20 protein-coding genes and 1 tRNA gene are annotated in these 18611 nt (G+C 32.7%); 8 read left to right on the forward strand and 13 right to left on the reverse strand.

Going from position 1 to position 18611, the window contains the following annotated elements; translation table 11 throughout:
- Positions 1-26: 26 nt before the first annotated feature.
- Complete coding sequence (locus tag AAGD65_RS00095) at positions 27-725, reverse strand: alpha/beta hydrolase (RefSeq protein WP_341810933.1); 699 nt, start codon at positions 723-725, stop codon at positions 27-29.
- 134 nt (positions 726-859) lie between these two features.
- On the opposite strand from AAGD65_RS00095, the gene AAGD65_RS00100 reads away from it, so the two are divergent.
- The 3 genes from AAGD65_RS00100 (at position 860) to AAGD65_RS00110 (ending at position 3508) form a co-directional block, all read left to right on the forward strand.
- Positions 860-2047 carry a cysteine desulfurase family protein gene (locus AAGD65_RS00100; protein WP_264682840.1) on the forward strand — a complete coding sequence of 396 codons (1188 nt, stop codon included), beginning with the start codon at positions 860-862 and terminating at the stop codon, positions 2045-2047.
- Positions 2048-2248: 201 nt separating this feature from the next.
- Positions 2249-2971, forward strand: a complete 723-nt coding sequence (locus tag AAGD65_RS00105) for a Bax inhibitor-1/YccA family protein (protein WP_007302228.1) — start codon at positions 2249-2251, stop codon at positions 2969-2971.
- The gene (locus AAGD65_RS00110) at positions 2972-3508 is read left to right on the forward strand and encodes a cytochrome c oxidase assembly protein (protein ID WP_063630821.1); all 537 of its coding nucleotides are present in this window, start codon (positions 2972-2974) and stop codon (positions 3506-3508) included.
- Between the two features lie 44 nt (positions 3509-3552).
- Here AAGD65_RS00110 and AAGD65_RS00115 read toward each other — a convergent pair whose 3' ends face one another.
- The gene (locus AAGD65_RS00115) at positions 3553-4254 is read right to left on the reverse strand and encodes an ankyrin repeat domain-containing protein (protein WP_264682842.1); all 702 of its coding nucleotides are present in this window, start codon (positions 4252-4254) and stop codon (positions 3553-3555) included.
- A gap of 119 nt (positions 4255-4373) precedes the next feature.
- Here AAGD65_RS00115 and AAGD65_RS00120 point away from each other — a divergent pair, with 119 nt between their 5' ends.
- Positions 4374-5351, forward strand: a complete 978-nt coding sequence (locus AAGD65_RS00120; protein WP_264682843.1) for a quinone oxidoreductase family protein — start codon at positions 4374-4376, stop codon at positions 5349-5351.
- Positions 5352-5478: 127 nt separating this feature from the next.
- Here the strand turns inward: AAGD65_RS00120 and dapA are convergent, their stop codons facing one another.
- From dapA to elbB, 9 genes are all read right to left on the reverse strand, one after another.
- Complete coding sequence (dapA, locus tag AAGD65_RS00125; protein ID WP_029237692.1) at positions 5479-6360, reverse strand: 4-hydroxy-tetrahydrodipicolinate synthase; 882 nt, start codon at positions 6358-6360, stop codon at positions 5479-5481.
- A gap of 9 nt (positions 6361-6369) precedes the next feature.
- Entirely contained in the window at positions 6370-6852 is a 483-nt protein-coding gene (gene ssb / locus AAGD65_RS00130; RefSeq protein ID WP_006014313.1) for a single-stranded DNA-binding protein, read from the reverse strand.
- A 68-nt stretch (positions 6853-6920) separates the two neighbouring features.
- A tRNA-Arg gene (locus tag AAGD65_RS00135) sits at positions 6921-6994 on the reverse strand.
- 12 nt (positions 6995-7006) lie between these two features.
- Entirely contained in the window at positions 7007-7795 is a 789-nt protein-coding gene (locus AAGD65_RS00140) for a hypothetical protein (RefSeq protein WP_010407002.1), read from the reverse strand.
- Positions 7792-8400, reverse strand: coding sequence for a hypothetical protein (locus tag AAGD65_RS00145; protein ID WP_010406999.1), 609 nt, complete (start codon positions 8398-8400; stop codon positions 7792-7794). Before AAGD65_RS00145 ends, AAGD65_RS00140 begins: the two co-directional genes overlap by 4 nt.
- Positions 8401-8404: 4 nt before the next feature.
- Complete coding sequence (locus tag AAGD65_RS00150; RefSeq protein WP_264683445.1) at positions 8405-9844, reverse strand: hypothetical protein; 1440 nt, start codon at positions 9842-9844, stop codon at positions 8405-8407.
- 270 nt (positions 9845-10114) lie between these two features.
- Complete coding sequence (ispH, locus tag AAGD65_RS00155) at positions 10115-11041, reverse strand: 4-hydroxy-3-methylbut-2-enyl diphosphate reductase (RefSeq protein ID WP_139686676.1); 927 nt, start codon at positions 11039-11041, stop codon at positions 10115-10117.
- Positions 11042-11099: 58 nt separating this feature from the next.
- Complete coding sequence (locus tag AAGD65_RS00160; RefSeq protein WP_264377506.1) at positions 11100-11408, reverse strand: hypothetical protein; 309 nt, start codon at positions 11406-11408, stop codon at positions 11100-11102.
- Positions 11409-11546: 138 nt separating this feature from the next.
- On the reverse strand, positions 11547-12245 hold the full coding sequence (elbB, locus tag AAGD65_RS00165) for an isoprenoid biosynthesis glyoxalase ElbB (RefSeq protein ID WP_264682844.1): 699 nt from the start codon (positions 12243-12245) through the stop codon (positions 11547-11549).
- A gap of 141 nt (positions 12246-12386) precedes the next feature.
- Between elbB and AAGD65_RS00170 the strand changes: the two genes are divergently transcribed.
- From AAGD65_RS00170 to AAGD65_RS00185, 4 genes are all read left to right on the forward strand, one after another.
- Complete coding sequence (locus AAGD65_RS00170) at positions 12387-13385, forward strand: hypothetical protein (protein WP_264682845.1); 999 nt, start codon at positions 12387-12389, stop codon at positions 13383-13385.
- Positions 13386-13869: 484 nt separating this feature from the next.
- The gene (locus tag AAGD65_RS00175; protein ID WP_264682683.1) at positions 13870-14166 is read left to right on the forward strand and encodes a transposase; all 297 of its coding nucleotides are present in this window, start codon (positions 13870-13872) and stop codon (positions 14164-14166) included.
- Positions 14167-14359: 193 nt separating this feature from the next.
- Positions 14360-14599, forward strand: coding sequence for a transposase (locus AAGD65_RS00180; RefSeq protein WP_264682682.1), 240 nt, complete (start codon positions 14360-14362; stop codon positions 14597-14599).
- A 644-nt stretch (positions 14600-15243) separates the two neighbouring features.
- Positions 15244-16407: a hypothetical protein gene (locus tag AAGD65_RS00185; protein WP_264682846.1), complete on the forward strand. Its 1164-nt coding sequence runs from the start codon at positions 15244-15246 to the stop codon at positions 16405-16407.
- 24 nt (positions 16408-16431) lie between these two features.
- On the opposite strand, the gene thyX is transcribed toward AAGD65_RS00185, so the two are convergent.
- Both thyX and murA read right to left on the reverse strand, forming a co-directional pair.
- Positions 16432-17274 carry an FAD-dependent thymidylate synthase gene (thyX, locus tag AAGD65_RS00190; protein ID WP_264682847.1) on the reverse strand — a complete coding sequence of 281 codons (843 nt, stop codon included), beginning with the start codon at positions 17272-17274 and terminating at the stop codon, positions 16432-16434.
- 9 nt (positions 17275-17283) lie between these two features.
- The gene (murA, locus tag AAGD65_RS00195; protein ID WP_264682849.1) at positions 17284-18561 is read right to left on the reverse strand and encodes a UDP-N-acetylglucosamine 1-carboxyvinyltransferase; all 1278 of its coding nucleotides are present in this window, start codon (positions 18559-18561) and stop codon (positions 17284-17286) included.
- Positions 18562-18611 lie beyond the last annotated feature (50 nt).

Genomic DNA, 18611 nt, shown 5'->3' on the forward strand with positions numbered 1-18611 from the left:
TACGTTCATTTCTCTCATTTGTAAAGTTAGGCATATTCTTTTACCCTTATCTCTTTTTTAACTTTTTTGGAGGAAGTGACTGCACTGTTTAAGCGTAGTTTTATATAATTATCTATAATTTGAGCTACTTCCTCTTCTTTATCCCTTAAAAAGTGGTTAGTATCGTCTACTATATGGTATTCCATATGGTTATTTTTTACCGAATTTATTAACCTTTGTGCTAATTCTGTTACATCGCTTTCTTCTGAAATTGTATCATTATTACTTTGTATTATAAGTCCAGGAACTGGGCAAGGAGAGAGAAAAGAGAAATCGTACTTAGTTGCTGGAAGAGAAAGGGCAACAAAACTTACTATCTCTGGACGGCGCATTGTCAATTGCATAGCTACCCATGCTCCAAAAGAAAAACCAACTATCCAAATTGGAACATTGTTAGAGTTATGCTCCTGAAGCCAATCAATAGCTACTGCAGCATCAGTTAATTCTCCTATACCCTTATCAAAAGTTCCGGTAGATTTTCCGACACCACGAAAATTAATTGTCAATGCAGAAAAGTTATTATCGATAAAAGATTCATATATAGTATGTATAATCTTACTATCCATACTACCACCATATTGAGGGTGATGATGTAAAATTAGCACAACTGGTGCATTGGTACCTTTGCTTTGATGGTATCTACCTTCTATCTTTTTTGTTGAATTATTTAAAAAGACTTCTACCATGATAACTCCTAATAAAAACCTGTTTTGACAGGTGTTGATAATGTAAATTGTTTATTAATTATGTATTAATTTCCCTGTTTTTGCAATAAATTTTTATCGTGTTAAAGTTAACATACATAATTGGTTGATGGTAAGTGACAAATAAGCCTGTGAGTTTATTCTCTCTCGAAGACAGTAGTTGCGTGTATGCTGATTATAATGCAACTGCTCCAGTGAGTAAAAATGTAAAAAAAAGTATACTTGAGATTTTGTTGAAACAAACACTAAATCCATCATCGCTGCATAAAAGAGGACAAGAAGCGAGGAAGATTCTTAAAGAGGTAAGAGATAACGTACGTGATGCTCTTAGCATTCCAGATGATAAAGAAATAGTTTTTACGTCTGGTGCAACTGAAGCAAACAACCTCGTCATGAGAGGAATGAAAGGCTATCTGCATGTAATTTCAGCTATAGAGCATCCTTCAATTCTTAATTCTGCATGTAATCCACATATAATACCCGTTAATCAAGAGGGTATTATTGACTTTTTAGAGCTAGAGAAAATTCTAAGCGAACTTGAAGGGAATAAAGTAATAATTTCAGTGATGATGGCTAATAACGAAACTGGAGTTATCCAGCCTGTTAAGGAAATAGCTAAAATGGCACATAAATTCGGGGCAATCTGTCACACTGACGCTGCTCAAAGTGTTGGGAAAATCGAATTAAATATGAAAGATTTAGAAGTGGATTTACTTACTTTATCTGCCCACAAATTTGGTGGTATAGCAGGCAGCGGAGTTTTAATTTTTGACAAAAAGCTTGTAATAGAGCCTATTATAATAGGTGGTGGGCAAGAAAAAGGATTGCGTGGTGGTACAGAAAACATTATTGCAATAGTAGGTCTTTCTGCTGCATTGCAAAACATTCCAGATCTTCTATCAAAGATGGATGAAGTAGAGAAGCTACGTGATCAATTGGAGTATGGGTTATTAAGTCTTGTCAGTGATATCAAGATCTTTGGCAGAAATTCTAAAAGATTGCCAAATACAAGTTTCATTTATATGCCGAGAGTGAAGAATGATCTGCAGCTCATGTGCTTTGACTTAAATAATATTGCAGTCAGCAATGGTTCTGCATGTTCTTCTGGAAAAGTTGGGCCTTCTCATGTTTTGCTTGCAATGGGAGCAACAAAAGAGCAAGCAGAATGTTCAATTAGAATCAGTATAGGTCCGGAGGTTAAACCGCGAGACATAGAAAAAATAGTGGATTGTTGGTATAGTATCTATAAGAAGAATGCTTTATTAAATGCAAAAACTACTTTAACCATTCCCCTTAAATCATGATAGAGGGAATGGTGAAAGTAATTTCTATTGCCAGAGGTTGTTATAATAGTTAAATGCTGCTGAAAACCGATTTGCTTATAGTTATGGAAGAAATTCTCTAATTGCATACCACACCATTCAATTGTAGTATGTCATTTTATACTTGATAAAAACGCTGTATTGTATTATAATATATCATCAAGAGATAATAAGGAGTTACATATGTCTTATATGAAAAACGAACAGGATATTCGCTCTCAGGGCGTTTATTATAGTGCTGGACTCAGGAGTTACCTAACTAAAGTATACAATTATATGGCTTTAGCTTTAGGTGTTACAGGGCTTGTTGCGTTTTTAACAGTGTTTTCTGGTCTTTTCCAGGTGATTTATTCCAATCCTGTTCTATCGCTTGTGGTAATGCTATCTCCAGTTGCATTGGTGTTTTATATGTCTTTTAGGCTTCAACACCTAAGTGCTCAGTCAACACTTACTGTATTTTTTCTATTCTCAGTTTTAATGGGAATTTCTTTATCTCATATTTTTATAATTTATACTGCAGAAAATATAGCGAGAGCATTTTTCATTACATCGATCATGTTTGGTTCTATGGCTTTATATGGTAATACTACAAAAAAAGATCTTACCAGCATGGGTTCTTTTTTGATTATGGGAATCTGGGGGTTAATCATTGCATCTATAGTTAATCTGTTTCTTGGAAGCAGTCCTCTCTATTTTGCAATATCGTTTGTATCAGTGATAGTGTTTACTTTAATGACCGCATACGATGCTCAGAGAATCAAAGATGTTTATTATAGATATAATGATGGCTCAGAAGTTGCAACTACTAAGCTGGCAATACTTGGTGCAACTAATCTTTACTTTGACTTCATCAATATATTCCTCAATTTACTCAGGTTACTTAACTTGTTCAACAATAAGGATTAGATGATTTCCTTTTTAAGGGGAAACAATAAAAGTTCTATAGTTTTCCTCCTAATATCTTTAGTGGTATTGATGCTGTGTCTTGCATATGCTTCAGTACCGTTGTATAGCATCTTTTGTAAAGCTACTGGATATGGTGGCACAACGAGAAAAGTAACTAATGCAACAATAAATGCAACTGACCAAAAAATCAGGATTTACTTAAATGCTGATGTAATGTCCGGTCTGCCTTGGGAATTTAAATCAGAAACTAACTACATCGATACAAATATAGGGCAACAAAGTTTAGTATTTTATTATGCAAAAAATTTATCTGATCAGCCTTCTTTTGGAATGGCAGTGTATAATGTCACACCTTTTAAAGCAGGTAAATATTTCAATAAAGTTGCATGCTTTTGTTTTGAAGAGCAAATGCTGCTACCAAAACAAAAAGCGGCTATGCCCGTATCCTTTTACGTAGACCCTGAAATAATGCGTGACAATAGTACAAAAGATTTAAGTGAAATAACACTATCATATACGTTTTTTAAGCTTAAATAACAAACCTTTTCCTATTGTAATCCGAACAAGGTTGTACGATATATCTATTGAATTGAGCAGGAGCTCTTATTTGCTTTTTGCACACTGACTACTTGTGTTTCAGTGTTCGTTGTTGCTAATTCCCATCCTTCATTATTTGCTTCACAAGCATTCCAACATTGAGCCAACTCCTTATTATTTTTTACAGAATCTGGTATTTCTATGTTGGGATTTTTTTCTAATGTATGCTTAATTAGAATCTCACAGCAATTTTTGCGTTCAATTGACTTATCCTTACAATATAATTCAGCAACACACTCTAAAGCAGTGTTTCCATTGTAGTTTTCATCTGGGCTATCATTCACTCCCGCTTTTATGAGAGCCTTTAATATGTCCGGAGAAGTAATCAAAGCACAGGTATGTAAGTATCCTTTTTTGTTTTGCACATCAGCCCCTGCTTTTATTAAAACTTGTGCTAGATTTGGTAAAGGGTACGGTTTATAATTAATGGCAATAGAAAAAAGACTATCTATTGGAAAGCCATCATAATCTTTCAAGTCAAATTGGTGATTAATATCAAATCCTTTTTTTTCCCAAGAAGTATATAAATATTTACAATAATCTCTTTTTTTATCTGATTTTTGTATTCTATATTCTAACCTTTCTTTTATTTTTTTTATTACATTGTTAACATCCAAATCATTATCTTCATCCACTTTGCACAACACATTGAATAAAACACCATAAAGCCAAATTTCTCTGTTCATGATAATTTGTGCCTCAAAACTATTAACAATACGCTTATGTAGTGTATAAACTCTAAATAACATTTTGCAAAATATTAATTGCTAGATAACATAATTAAAGTTTTTGTCTTACATTTATCATGGTTAGAGCTATACAAATTAAAAAAACTGGGGGGCCAGAAGTATTAGAATTTGTAGATAAGAGCATAGGTGAGCCAAAAGATGAGGAAGTCTTAATAAGTCATACAACTATCGGCTTAAATCGTTATGATTTAGAACACAGAAAAGGTACACGCAAAATTAAAGATCTGCCATCAGTGCTTGGAGTGGAAGCAGTTGGGGTTATTGAAAAACTTGGTAAAAAAATCAGTGATGGATTCAAAGTTGGAGATAGAGTTGGATATTGCACAGCTCCTCCAGGGGCATATTGTGAAAAGCGCATTGTACACCAGAAATATTTGATAAAAATTCCGAATGATATACCTGATGAAGTTGCTGCTGCAGTGCTGTTTAAAGGTATGACAGCTCACTATTTAGTTAATCAATCTTATAAAATTAGGCCTGGTGCTTTCGTGCTAGTTCATGGGGCTAATGGTGGTTTAGGACAAATAATATGCCAATGGGCAAAGGATAAAAAAGGTGTAGTGATAGGTTCTGTGAACTCTGATGAAAAAATGAAGATAGCTTTACAAAGTGGCTGCACATACGCAATGGACTATAACGATAAAGACTTCGTTTCTAAAATCATGGAGATTACGAAAAATAGAGGAGTAGGTGCGGTGTATGACCCTATAGGTTACGCTACAAGCAAGCTCTCTTTTGAATCTTTAGGTAAGTTTGGCATATATGTTTCCTATGGGCAGATATCAGGTAATGCTCCTATTAATTTCTCTTTACTTAGTTCGCGTTCGTTATTTGCAACAGGAACCTCAATATACCATTATAAGCATGATAGATTCACATTAGTGCTTACCACAATGGAAATCTTCGAGATGATAAGAAAAAAACTTTTAATTGTACGAATTAATAAAAAATATAAATTTGATGAAATAATAGAGGCTCATCGTGACATGGAAAATAGAAAAGTAAGTGGGCTAAATATTATCAAAGTTTCTTAAATAACTTAGTAACCTAAAATAATTATTCATTAAGTCATATCAACAAGAATTTCACATGGTTAGTTTTCTTATAACAAGTTAGTTTATTTGATGCAGGTGTAGAAGTTGATGATGTGTGTTCCTAGCTTTAGCTATTAGTCAATTCTTTCCATCCAAGAATCATTTTATTAGCTTGCCTCAATGTTTCAATAGAAGGCAAGTCTTCTGTGCTTAGTGGTAGACGAACAGTTTTGTGTTCTATAAGCCCAATGTCATGCAAGAGTGCTTTAGTAGGTATTGGATTGCTGGCAGTAAATAGAGTTTTGCAAGCTTGTTGCCAACTGTCTGCCTGAGGGTTCTCGCCACTCATGCATTGCTTAACATATTCATGTACTACACGTGGCCAAACATTGGCAGCAACAGAAACCAGACCAGCCGCACCCTTAGCAGCCATATCGGGTATCATATTATCATCTCCGCAAAAGACCTCAATATTTGGTGCAACTTTCTTATACTGAGTTAAAGTATCAACGGTGCCACTTGAATCTTTGATAGCCCAAAATTTTTCGTGGCTGGATAAGTTGCGTACAGTTTCAGCGTGAAGACTCACTCCTGCTCTTGATGGAATATTGTAAAGCATGGCTGGCACATGTGCTTTTTCAAGCAGCTTTTCAAACCATAAAGTTTGCCCCATGATTCCAGGCTTTGCATAAATGGGAGTTGTCATTAGATAGCCATGAATAGGCATACCCTTGCAAAAATCAAGCCATTCAAGAGTCTGATATAGATTCACTCCTGGTACACCAATTATAATTTTCGTATTTAATTTTAGCTCACATACAAATTCAACTAATGTGCGCTTTTCAGAATCAGTAAGTGATAAGCTTTCACCTGTGCTACCTAGCAACACTACACCATTTTCAGCTTCAGCTTGCATTGTTAGTAAACGCTGCAAGCTTTGGTAATCTATACTATCTCCACTGCAATTAAAAGGAGTAACACAAGCAGTCCATAAAAATGTAGATTTCAATTGAAGTTATTAAAATGGTATTTCATCATCGATTAGTTCGTCTTTTATATCGTTGTCAAAACTTCCGTGTTTATCTTTTTGTTCTGTTTCATTTTGTTTGTATTCACTTGGCTTGTAATCAGAGTTTGACATACTGTTGCGTGAATCTAAAAGGGTAAGGGCACTATTAAAGTTATATAGCACCACCTCTGTCGTATACCTTTCGCTACCATTTTGGTCAGTCCATTTTCTAGTTCTCAGAGAACCTTCAACGTAAACTTTACTACCTTTGCGCGCAAAATCCTTAACAATTTTTACTAATCCTTCACTAAAAATTACAATATTATGCCATTCTGTCTTTTCAGAGCGCGTACCAGAAAATTTGTCAGTCCAACTTTCAGATGTGGCTATCGAAAAACTTGCCATCTCTTTTCCATTTTGTGTAGTCCTAATTTCAGGATCTTTTCCTAAATTACCAACTAATATGACTTTATTTATAGTACCACTAGACATAATTATGCTTTAAAATAAATCTCTTTATTATCTTATGTGAGAGTATTATTGTCAAATTTAATTAAAAACGCGCTTGGAGGGATTCGAACCCACGACCTTTGCCTCCGGAGGGCAATGCTCTATCCAACTGAGCTACAAGCGCAGATGTATTAGATTATTTAATAGATAAACTATCTAAATCAAATTTTTGTTCTGGATAAAGCGTAAACATAATACCTCCATGTCCAAAATGTACATTTTTAGAATTGCTTATCCGTTCTTTTGTTATCTTTTGGTTTACAGCCCATGAAAAAGTTACATAATTTTCAGTTACTGAGTGCACTTTTAAATCCTTAGTATTTATAAACAACTTTCCATTTACCCATATTTTCCATGTATCGGGGGAAAAGTATAAAATTGAATCTAAACTGACTACTTTACAATTGAAATTTTCTTCCTCTGTAACTCCTGAAGACTGTAAGTTAAACTTTTCCATCTCACTAACTATTCTATTAACCTGCTCTTCATCAAAAAAAATGCTTTTTATGCTACCATATTGCGATAAAGTACTCTCTGCTGCCTCTTTTATTATATCGTCTCGATCTATATAATAATTGTTGATAAAAAAACACTCCTTCGCACGCAAATTTGCTATATCAATGAAGTCATTTATTTCTTGATTTCCAACTTTTAAAATACTTTTTAAGTACTTCTTTTCTATAATCATTCCATCATTAGAATGATGACAGACCATTTCATCATTGCCTTGTCTTTCTATATATACACATAAATTTTCACTATTTAACCCTAATATTTTATGCTCAATAAAATCTTCATTACTAATATGCTGTTGGCAAGAATATTTTTTACAAATCCCTATATTTTCTACAAGATCTTCGCAATTGCAATATGCACTAAAATTAAAAAATAGCAGCGTAAAAATAAAAAACAACTTTATATTCATCTACTTAATATGGTATACCAATCAAAAACTATACTAGCTCTCACTATCTCTATCATATTACCACTTAAAATCTGGTTTATAACTTTAGCATCTATATTTCTCTGCTTATTCAAGGTAAGAGATCTGATCATAACATAACCAGGAAGATTTGGAATAGACTGTAGAAATAAAAAAATATGCTTATCGCTAATTGAGCTTAAACTTAGAACCACTTCACTTCTTATTACTTTTGTATGTTCACTTTTATTGTGGAGTTCAGCTTCTTCAGGTATAGAAATTGATATTTCAGGTTCTAACATGTAGTGTTTTTTATATAGCTTGTTAAGCTCAAAATTTAAATTTGTAATGTATCTGCTACTATGTAAGTTTGAAGAAGAAATTCTTTTCCATAAATCTAGGTTTTTATTTAGAACGACTTCTTTCTTTTGAATTTCAATGATCTGTAAATTAATAGAGCGTATTTCCTCAGCTGCAGTTTGATTTTTATTATAAACCTTTTTGTTATAGATAATAAAACACGTTGATAACCCTATTAATACAATAGATAACAATAAGTAATATATGCACTGAATTGTAGCTTTTCTTTTTAGTTGAGAGATAGTCATCAATCTACATTGCCTCTCCTATTTCAACATCAATAGATAGATTTTTCTCTTTAGTAGTAGGTAAGCTAGAAATACTAATATCATGAGTACGGAAATTATCGTTTAAATTTTTCTGTAGTTTCTCGTATTGATAAGAAATGTCTTTACCAGATTGAAAATTAAACCTTAAAGTTGTGGTAATATAACTTTTTGCCTCATTATAATTCCACTCAAATAATTGAAGCTCTACATCTGGTACTTTTAGCTTTTCTACATACTTAACCTGTATGAGAGGAGAGTACTCTATTTTTGATAAAATATTATTTATATTAATAAAATCGTAAACTTCATCTATCTTTTTTACATTATAGCTTTGGCTAAGTTTTATTAGTTTGTTATTTAAAGCACTCCGCGTTGCAGATAAATTATCAGCAACATTAAAATTTGAATACAAATTTTGCAAACAAAAGGTGTTAATTACAATTAAAGTCAAAAGGAGGTATAGAAAAATCCGAGGAGAGTTTAAATAAAGGTAATTGAATAGATAAAATTCTTTAGTTTCTTTTGTATTAAAAACATCTGTTGGCTTATTCTTAAAGCTATGGAACAAAATTGTAGTATCACAAAAGCTATCTTTTTCGCATATAGCTAATTCTGCTCCCAATAGTTTACCTAGCTCATATGGAGTCAATATGTTCACACTATTCTCTGAAAAATTTATAACTGATAAACTAGATTTAATAGCTTCTGATACTATGATGCAAAGGTCGATAGGGTCATTTTTTTCAAATCCAAACTTAGTTAAAGATTGAATTGTATTTTTCACTTCCTGATATATTTCACCAGCAATGATTCCTGGTAAATTATCATTAGTAAATGGTATTAAACGTGTAAATATCATTTTGTTCTCTTTAAGAACCACTTGTCTATAGCCACCTGTTTTAGTTGCAGCAACTATAATTTTCCAGTTACTAGGATCTTTGTGTAGAATCTTTTTTGCTATACTGACTAGTTCTATAGGAAACATTAATATTCCTTTAAAGTTAGAGCCTATTTCAACAAACACGTCCAACCAATATTCTATTAAATGATTTGCTTTTGATGAAACAAATAGATACCACCAGTTTTGATTAAATTTATTCGGCTTTTCGACCAAGAGAATAGAATTTATATCGTTATTATGAGCAAAATGCTCTACTTTTGTTTTTGCTGATAGATAAGCACTAATCCTATTTACTCTTGGGATAGACTGTAGCAAATAGTTCTGATCAGTGTGATTGAGAACCAGATATAAGGGTGCTTTTTTATCTGATGAGAGACATGAAATTAAGTCAGAAACAACTTTATTATTTTTGTCCTTAGCAAAATATCTTTTATTTAAAGTATCATTTTTAAAATATAGTAACATTGTGCCTTCTTTTCCTATAGAAAGCATAAACTTACTTTTGGGTTTTGACCCAAACATATTAACAAAGTGTATACTCATCTAGAATTAAAAAGGTAATTTATTGAAATTCATTAAACATTAGATGACAATATTACTTATATTATAAGTTTTTGATAAAATTAGTAGTAATATTAACCCTTTTGTATGATGAAGGTTTTTTATATTTGTGCTAAACACAACTTAACCTGACAAACGAGGATTAATTATATCTCAGCTTGATATTTTATTCTCCAACAGACTGAAAATTGAATTAAGCTAAAGACTTGATTTGACGCACGTTGTTGCACATTACCATTTAGTATACTTGAACTGAACATTTTCAGTGAATCCATCTGGCATGACTGAAACTTTTGTATTCATATTTATTTTTAAGTAATTTACTAGCTCATCAACTAATATATCAGGAGCAGAAGCACCTGCAGTAATTCCTATTTTTTCTGCGCCCTGCAACCAATTTTTGTTCATACATTTATAATTATCAATCAAATAGGCTCTTTTTCCTGTGGAAATGCACAGGTCTAATAAACGGTTTGAATTTGAACTGTTTTTGCTTCCTACAATTAACACTACGTCTGTAATTTTAGCCAATTTTTTAACAGCGTTCTGCCTATTTTGTGTTGCATAGCATATATCTTTTAAGTCGGGGCCTGTAATGCTTGGAAATCTGAGCTTCAGTGTAGCAATAATTTCTTTGGTATCGTCAATACTTAACGTGGTTTGTGTTACATAAGATAAATTATCTGGATCTTTGATTTGTAAATTGTATACGTCTTGCATAGTTTGCACTAGAGATATAGGATTACTTACTCTTCCTATAATTCCTTTAACTTCTGGATGATTTTCATGTCCAATTAGAATTAATTCTTTACCACTATCCTCATACCTTTTTGCCTCTTTATGTACTTTGCTAACTAATGGACATGTTGCATCAATCACTTGAACACCCTTTCTTTTTGCCTCATCCTCTATACTTTTCGACACTCCATGTGCGCTAAAGATCAATATTCCTCTATTGTCTTTAATGTCTTCTATGCTGCTTACAAAAACCACTCCTTGTTTCTTGAAGTCCTCTACTATATACTTATTATGAACGATTTCGTGTAGTACATAAACTTGGCGTTCATTTTTGTATTTCTCTAAAGTGATTGCTAATATGTCTACAGCTCTTTTAACCCCTGCACAGAAACCGCGTGGTTCAGCTAAGATAATCTCCATTTTTTAAGTAAGTATGTAAACATTGCTAAAAAGCAAGCTCCGCTCACTATGTTTCATATCATGACTGCTTTACTATAATTTCAAATTTATCATTACCAAGATTCTTATTAATATACCAGGAACCGTCATCTTTAATTACAAATTCAGGACCCTTGAGGTCTCTTGTTATTGTCCTTCCATCTTGGCCATCCATAGCAATATGGATATCGAATGTAACGATGTCTAGATTTACCATGGCTTTTTTCCCACTGTATGAATTTAGACTAAACTTGCCCAACATGACATCATTAATACTCACTTCTCCTGCATAAGTATCACACTGACCATCTATACAACACTCACTTTCAATATAAAAAAGATCTAACATATTTAAATCTATAAAAAAAAAGAACTAAATTTATATACTAAATACAATTCATCATTAATAAGCAACTATAGATTACTTTGGCTACAGCAATAATGCAACTGGAAGTATAACATAATTAATTGTATAAGAAACTACACTTTAGAGAAATGGTTGTTTGGTTTTTTTATTAATTTTTTTCACCATACTGTCAATCATGTGTTTTATTCCTTGATATACAGAGTATATACTTTCGTCATTACGCATATAAGCAGAGCAGGAAAATACATTATGTTTTTCATCTTCTATTGATAACTCTGTATCGCATTTTATATGTTCGCCGCCGAGTTTCTCTATTAACTGTTCTTTATCGTCTCCTATAGTTACCTTAATCTTACTTTCTTCTTTACTTATCTTGCTACTTAAAATTGAAGCAATAACGGCTGGAGATATACATATAGTTCCTATTGGCTTTTTTGCAACAAAGAACTCTGAGACTAATCTTTCAAACTCAGGCATTACTGTTTTATTTTCAGCTAAGTCAGATAAATTTTTCGCAACTCCATATCCACCAGGTACGACTAGCATGTCAAAATTTTCAGCTTTAGCTTCTCTTAAATCATTTATCTCACCTCTTGCAATTCTTGCTGCTTCTACAAGTACATTCCTTTTTTCTTTTACTGCCTCTTTTGTTTTGTGATCCATAACTTGTGTAATGTCAACGTCAGGAGCAAAACATGTGACTTCGACTTCCTGCTGATCAAGCACAAGCAAACTTAAAACCGCTTCTCTCACCTCTGTGCCGTCGAGGTGGCCGCATCCTGATAAAACCACAGCAGCTCTTAATTTTTTCTCACCCATAAAATACCTTGATTTCATATAATCTAGGTATTGTAATACAAATTCCATATTTGGAAAGGAGTAATTATTTTATGTCAATTATAATATAATTAATGATTAGTATATATAATTAGGCATATTTATAATTTATAGGAATTGAATATGGTACAAGGTGGTGAAGTAGATACTGGCAACAGTGAGTATCTTACACAAGGTGTACTTGAAATTATTCAGGGAAGTAAAAAGTTACAAGAAGAAGCAAAAAATTTTCTGGATAAAAATAAAGATTTAAAAGATCGAGATTTAACTGAAGAGGGAAGCGTAATTCTTTTATTAAGTAGTAGGAAAAGCGAAGAATTTTTGGCAGCTATGTCAAAAGGATTATCAGAAGAAGAGAAATTCAAAAAACTAGCTGAGCAAGTTGGTAAAAATCGAGTAATGGAGGAAAAGCTTGAAACTTTAGGCAATGCACTGTTAGCTCAAGAAGTTATAAGTGTAGCAGCATTTACAATATTGACGGGTGCACTAGCAGGTTTATTAACAGTAGGAGGAGTGACCGGTGCATTAATTGTTGGTGGAGCAGCATTTGTAGGATTTATGGCACTATTTGCTATAGCTGCTATTGGTTATGCCATATATCAGGATAGAAGTGAGATAAAAGAAGGTGCGGTTGAAGCAGGAAAAGCAGTGAAAAGTTTTGTGAAAGATGTGATCGATAAATTACCTACGATTCAAGCAAGAGAGAATAATTTTGATAAGTTCAAAAATAACTTGTATGAGCGTATTATAGAAACTGATACGGTACAAACGCAAGAAGGAATTAAAAACAATCTTTCTAATAATCTAAAAATGGTAAGAATGCTTCAAAACAAAGAGCAATTAATGGCCATAAAGGAATTAATAAAAGATAGAACCATTAAAAATTTTTCAGAAGATGATATGAACAAACTTCTGGAAAAGGGCCTCAGTACTCATGAAAGTGATGAACAATCACTTAAGGAACTTATGGAGAAATTTCAACCTGCAATTATGGCCATTGTTAGTGAAATAGAAGAGGTAGAACGAAAAGTTAATGACAAAGTTAACACAGTAAAGCCAGGTCCTGAAGTGAAGAATCCAAGTGCTGAACAAGTTAATGGAGAAGACCGAGGAGTGAGTTGATACATTTGAAGAGCGTTTTAATGTATCTGTCTATCTTATTTTGCTACCCTGCTAAGCGGACACAAAAAATTACTTCCGCATATTTTCAATCTCATTATAATTACAAATAGAGATATTTTAAGAGCTCAAAATCTATCTTTAGTCTGCAGACTTTTTAATCAAACTTATTAAAAATGTATTCTTCAGTGTATATCTGTCGTATGTGCACTGCATTTTTTTCTAATCTTTTTTACAGGGGGATTTTATGTCCAGAATTCCAGATATTTGACCTTTACTTTAGCTAATAAAAACCAACTGGTACCTGCGGTTTTTATAGCTACGTTTCTCAAACAAGTTTCAAATGAATAGATTTCTTGCATAACTGGAATTCAAAAGTTGATGTCATTCTAGCGCGTGACGCTAGAATCCAGTCCTTTTGTGCGAAAAACGTTGTAAAGTAACTTAGTTGGATCCCAGTGGGCTTTTTCACTGTTGAAGAAAAAATATGCCACAGAAAATGAAAGTCAGTAACCAAAACGAATATAACAAATTCCTTGAAAAAAGGGGGAATATTTTTCGTTACATCGATGAAGCTATCGAAAATTGGTATGAAAATAGTCCAAAAATGCAGGGCGGCAACTATATTTATAGTGATAAAGTTGTGATTTTGGTGCATATAATCGTTAATCTTTTTAGAATTGACTTAAGACAAACGGTAGGGTTTGTAAAAGGATATCTGCAACAAATAGGAAAAAATTTGCAGCTATTAACAAGCATCAAAAAAAACTTAATATTAAGATAAATGATTGCAGGATTGATAAAAGCAACATGGAAAATATTGAAATTATCATAGATAGCACAAATTTACAGTAACACTCCTGGCCACAGTAAGGAAAACAGTGCAGATAGAAAGTACCGAAGCTACGAGCAAGTAAGAAAGTTACATGTTATGTTAAGTGTGAATAGTAAAAAAGCTATAGCTGCAAGATACAGTAATGGCGTCTACTCTGACCACTTGCGATTTGCTTGAAGAAGTTAATTTTCAGCACAAAATAAAAGCATTATATGCAGATAGGGCATACGATAGGCAAAAACTTTATAAATTGTGTAAGAAATACGATATAAAAACAAAAGTTCTACCAAAAAAGGATGCAGCAGAACATTCAAAAATAGATTATATGTCTGACAGAAATGCTGCTATTAGGTTAAAAAATTATACGGTGAAGATGGCATGAAAGAATGGAAAAAGAAGTAAATTATGGAAAAAGATCTTACATAGAAGGATTTTTCTCAAGGTTGAAGCAAGTATTTGTTTAGGAATAAATCTGAGATAAATCGAGAAAAAGAACTAAATGCTATTTGCTTAATAAATTCACTGATATTGGTGTGGCTAAATTTGAGATAGTTACATGAATTTACCATAAATCACCATCTCATAAAGTGTGATGCAACAAAGCCATCCCAGTGTCAGCTACTCTGATGACACCAAAGGGGCACTTGGATAGAGGCTACTTGAATAAAACCATCATAAGGTGAAACTAGATTCCAGTGTCAAGCACTGACCATCTGCTATGCAATTTACTTTCAAAAATAAACGTTCCAGTGGTTTCATCTTCTTTCATCCCAGTGTTTCCTTCTCTTTTCATCCCAGTCTGGGATCCAGTTTTTCATATAATCTCATCACAAACATTTATTTTAATTTAAAATCAATACCAAATTTAGAATCAAAATTCCTGGATTCCAGTGTTAAGCACTGACCATCCACTATGTAATTTACTTTTTTATATAATAAATAGTACTAATTTACTAATATATTAATTGACAAGTGGTGTAGGTTATACTATTATTAAGATATATAGTTAATATCTTAATAACCAATATGCCAAAATATGTTAATCGCATTGCTCAATCTATTGTATTAAAAGTCTATACTGATAAAAAACATCCTAGAATTAGATTGTTTTTTAAAACTAAGAATGGAAAAATTGAACAAGCATTTTCAAAGGAAGAAATTGCGGATTTTTTAAATAAATTTGACACCATAAGGAAGCACAAAATGGCTATCAGCAAAAACATAGAACGTGGTATCATTAAAAACATAAAAAGTATACGTAAAGAAAATGGTAGATATGTGTATAAAGCACCAAGTTTATCAGCTGAAAGACAATATAATAAATTATTTGAAAGTGAGCAAGCCATTCAATTTGATTTGAATAATTGCATGTCAGATAGTATATCTAAAATTGTACAATTAAAAGATAGATTTGAAGAAGTTTTAAGTTTTGATCCCAAAGAAGGGTTATGTCACTCATTAAATTACCTTATTACTTTTATGAAATTAGAGAATAGGCAAGATTTTGTTGCATTTCTCGAGTCTGATAATATTATATCTGAACAAGATTTTATGAATTATATTAATGGAAAAAAAGAACAAACGATTAAGTTATTAATGATGCAGTTTTTATCGCAATTCTTACCTATTATTGATGTTCAGGGCATTAAAAGGCGAGAAGGAGATCCATTTTATTATGATGAGATAATATATAAGCAATTATGTAACGATCTATCTTCAACAAAAGTATGGGTCTATACTAACCAAGAACAAATCAAACGTTTCTTAAATGATGTGAAGATAGGATGCTACTTAGAATTTAGTTATTTTTGCTATGCTTGTAATGAAGAAGATGTCATTGAGGATGAGGGGCATTCTATGTTGGTGTATAAAGCAGAGAATGATAAATACATATTTTTTGACCCTAATAAAGGAGCGGTTGGCTTTTGTCCTGATACAGGAGCTGCTAATTTTACATTAGAGGAAGTTTGTAGGGTAATGGAACTTGCTGTAAACCATTATTCATATGATATGTATGTTGAAAATTTTGCAGATTATTGCGAAGTTCATATTGGACTTAGAAATGCAACACTGATTTCAAAGAAAGCTGAAAAACTTTATGAAACAACAGAAAGAACAAATTCAAAAATAATTGATATATCAGTTGATAAAGGTATGAATAAATTGTTGCTCACACCTGCAAGTCTGTGAAAGGACATAACTCGATCTTTTTGGCTATTTACCAAGTATAGACATCAGCTCATCCCATTCTCTTTTACCCATGCCACTTTCTTCTCTCGCAACATTTTCTCCTTTTATTAGCTTGCGAATTATTTCAAGACCAGTTTTTGAAATGCAGGCTGATTTTAGCGAGTATTCAACAAAAGCATTATAGGCCAGCGGGACCCATTTCTTTACTATGTCCAACATAACTTCTGCATAGACTCTAATTTCATATTGGGCGTGCTGATCAGCTCTAAGCCTTAAAAAGTGAAGAAGGTTGTGTAAATCTATTTTCCAATAAAACTGAGTATAGTAATTAAGTGTTAGATTAGTTCGGGCAATTTCCCTTGCAAGGCCCTGTTCAATAAATTTCTCATAATGAGAATATACTAAATTAGAATCATTTATTAGAGAATCTATTATTTCTTTTGAAGTACTTGAGTCAAAAGCTTCACCGCTGCCTTGTTTATTATTATCAGATTGTTTTGCAACCTGTTCTGGTATATAAAATTCATTATCAAGTATCGAATACCTTCCGGAATATTCATTCACATTTGCAGTTCTGTGTCTTATCCACTGTCTTGCAATAAAAATTGGAAGTTTCACGTGAAACTTAATTTCACACATTTCAAATGGAGTTGTATGATGATGCCTCATCAAATACTTTATAAGCGCTTCATCTTGATTTATCTGTTTTGTTCCTTTTCCATAAGAAACGCGAGCAGCTTGAACTATGGCGCTATCAGAGCCCATATAATCAATTACTCGAACAAATCCATGATCTAATACTTTATGTTCTTCGTATAGAATGTCATCTATTTCTTTTACTGTAGTTCGCTTAGTTGTCTCATTCATAATATATCCTCAAGATGAAACGAAAATATCAGCCCCGCATGAATTGAGTTTTTCGTCCATTGCTTCATAGCCTCTCCATAAATGATGTGAGTTATTTATTGTAGTTTCTCCTTTAGCTACCAAAGAAGCGAGAATTAAAGCTGCTGTTGACCTTAAGTCATTAGCATGCAGATTAGCTCCAGATAAGCTCTTTATTCCACTTATAGTAGCTTTATTTTTTTCGATGCTGATATTAGCACCTAATTTTCTTAGCTCATTTGCATGTGCAAATCTACTTTCAAAAACGTTCTCTTCAATGATTGATATTCCACCTGCAATTGACATAGCAGACATTAGTTGTGGTTGCATATCACTGGGAAAGTTGGGATATGGATTTGTTGCAACGTGAGCAGATTTAATAGAGCCATTTTTTCTAGAAATAATAATACCATCATCATGTAACTCAACTCTGGCTCCTATAGTCTTCAATTCATTTGCAATACATTCTATATCAGACAAACTTACTCCTTCTAACTTTAGCTCGCCGTCGGTAATGATAGCAGCCAAAGCATAAGTACCGGCCTCTATGCGATCTGGTATTATTTTATGCTCACACCCATTTAATGCTTCAACACCTTCTATTGTGATTTTTGTATTATTAACTTCAATATTGGCACCCATAATCTTCAGAAACTCTATTAAATCAAGAACTTCCGGCTCGATTGCAGCATTGTTTATTATTGTTACTCCCTCTGCAAGTGTTGCTGCCATTATTATATTTTCTGTTGCACCAACACTCACTTTTTCAAATGTTATTTCTTTGCCTTGCAATTTCCCCTTTGTTGTTGCAGTTATATTACAGCTATCAATTTCAATTTTAGCTCCCATTGCTTCAAGTGCCTTGATATGAATGTCAACAGGACGTTTTCCAATATTACATCCACCAGGAAATACTGTTGAAACTCTACCAAATCTGCTGAGCATTGGACCTAGCATTAAAAAAGATGCTCGCAGTCTGCTTGCAATTTCATGTGATATTAAATAGTTATTGATATTGCTACAGTCAATTTCCAAAGTGTGATTTGCTTTATAGTCTTTATTGCATATAAAATTTACTTCTGCACCAAGACTCTTAAGCAGCTCAGACATCAAATGCACGTCAATTAAATCAGGTACGTTATGCAAAGTTATTGAAGAATTACTAAACAAGCTTGCCGCCATTATTGGCAAGACTGCATTCTTTGAACCATTAATCTTGATTTTTCCAATCAAGGGCTTATGGTTACTTCTTACTAATATTTTATGCATTTAATCAAGCGATAGAACTTATCAAGTAAGTATAATAGGTTAGCGGTAAA

The sequence above is a fragment of the Wolbachia endosymbiont (group B) of Chesias legatella genome, assembly GCF_964026945.1.
GTDB lineage: Bacteria > Pseudomonadota > Alphaproteobacteria > Rickettsiales > Anaplasmataceae > Wolbachia.

What these genes read in the sequence shown, in the direction of transcription:
- AAGD65_RS00120 (WP_264682843.1), top strand. Translation starts at nt 4,374, where the DNA reads ATGGTTAGAGCTATACAAATTAAAAAAACTGGGGGGCCAGAAGTATTA.
- AAGD65_RS00160 (WP_264377506.1), bottom strand. Translation starts at nt 11,408, where the DNA reads ATGTTAGATCTTTTTTATATTGAAAGTGAGTGTTGTATAGATGGTCAG.
- elbB (WP_264682844.1), bottom strand. Translation starts at nt 12,245, where the DNA reads ATGGGTGAGAAAAAATTAAGAGCTGCTGTGGTTTTATCAGGATGCGGC.
- AAGD65_RS00170 (WP_264682845.1), top strand. Translation starts at nt 12,387, where the DNA reads ATGGTACAAGGTGGTGAAGTAGATACTGGCAACAGTGAGTATCTTACA.
- AAGD65_RS00105 (WP_007302228.1), top strand. Translation starts at nt 2,249, where the DNA reads ATGTCTTATATGAAAAACGAACAGGATATTCGCTCTCAGGGCGTTTAT.
- AAGD65_RS00095 (WP_341810933.1), bottom strand. Translation starts at nt 725, where the DNA reads ATGGTAGAAGTCTTTTTAAATAATTCAACAAAAAAGATAGAAGGTAGA.
- AAGD65_RS00140 (WP_010407002.1), bottom strand. Translation starts at nt 7,795, where the DNA reads ATGAATATAAAGTTGTTTTTTATTTTTACGCTGCTATTTTTTAATTTT.
- ssb (WP_006014313.1), bottom strand. Translation starts at nt 6,852, where the DNA reads ATGTCTAGTGGTACTATAAATAAAGTCATATTAGTTGGTAATTTAGGA.
- thyX (WP_264682847.1), bottom strand. Translation starts at nt 17,274, where the DNA reads ATGAATGAGACAACTAAGCGAACTACAGTAAAAGAAATAGATGACATT.
- murA (WP_264682849.1), bottom strand. Translation starts at nt 18,561, where the DNA reads ATGCATAAAATATTAGTAAGAAGTAACCATAAGCCCTTGATTGGAAAA.
- AAGD65_RS00145 (WP_010406999.1), bottom strand. Translation starts at nt 8,400, where the DNA reads ATGACTATCTCTCAACTAAAAAGAAAAGCTACAATTCAGTGCATATAT.
- AAGD65_RS00150 (WP_264683445.1), bottom strand. Translation starts at nt 9,844, where the DNA reads ATGTTTGGGTCAAAACCCAAAAGTAAGTTTATGCTTTCTATAGGAAAA.
- ispH (WP_139686676.1), bottom strand. Translation starts at nt 11,041, where the DNA reads ATGGAGATTATCTTAGCTGAACCACGCGGTTTCTGTGCAGGGGTTAAA.
- AAGD65_RS00185 (WP_264682846.1), top strand. Translation starts at nt 15,244, where the DNA reads ATGCCAAAATATGTTAATCGCATTGCTCAATCTATTGTATTAAAAGTC.
- AAGD65_RS00110 (WP_063630821.1), top strand. Translation starts at nt 2,972, where the DNA reads ATGATTTCCTTTTTAAGGGGAAACAATAAAAGTTCTATAGTTTTCCTC.
- AAGD65_RS00115 (WP_264682842.1), bottom strand. Translation starts at nt 4,254, where the DNA reads ATGAACAGAGAAATTTGGCTTTATGGTGTTTTATTCAATGTGTTGTGC.
- AAGD65_RS00175 (WP_264682683.1), top strand. Translation starts at nt 13,870, where the DNA reads ATGCCACAGAAAATGAAAGTCAGTAACCAAAACGAATATAACAAATTC.
- AAGD65_RS00180 (WP_264682682.1), top strand. Translation starts at nt 14,360, where the DNA reads ATGGCGTCTACTCTGACCACTTGCGATTTGCTTGAAGAAGTTAATTTT.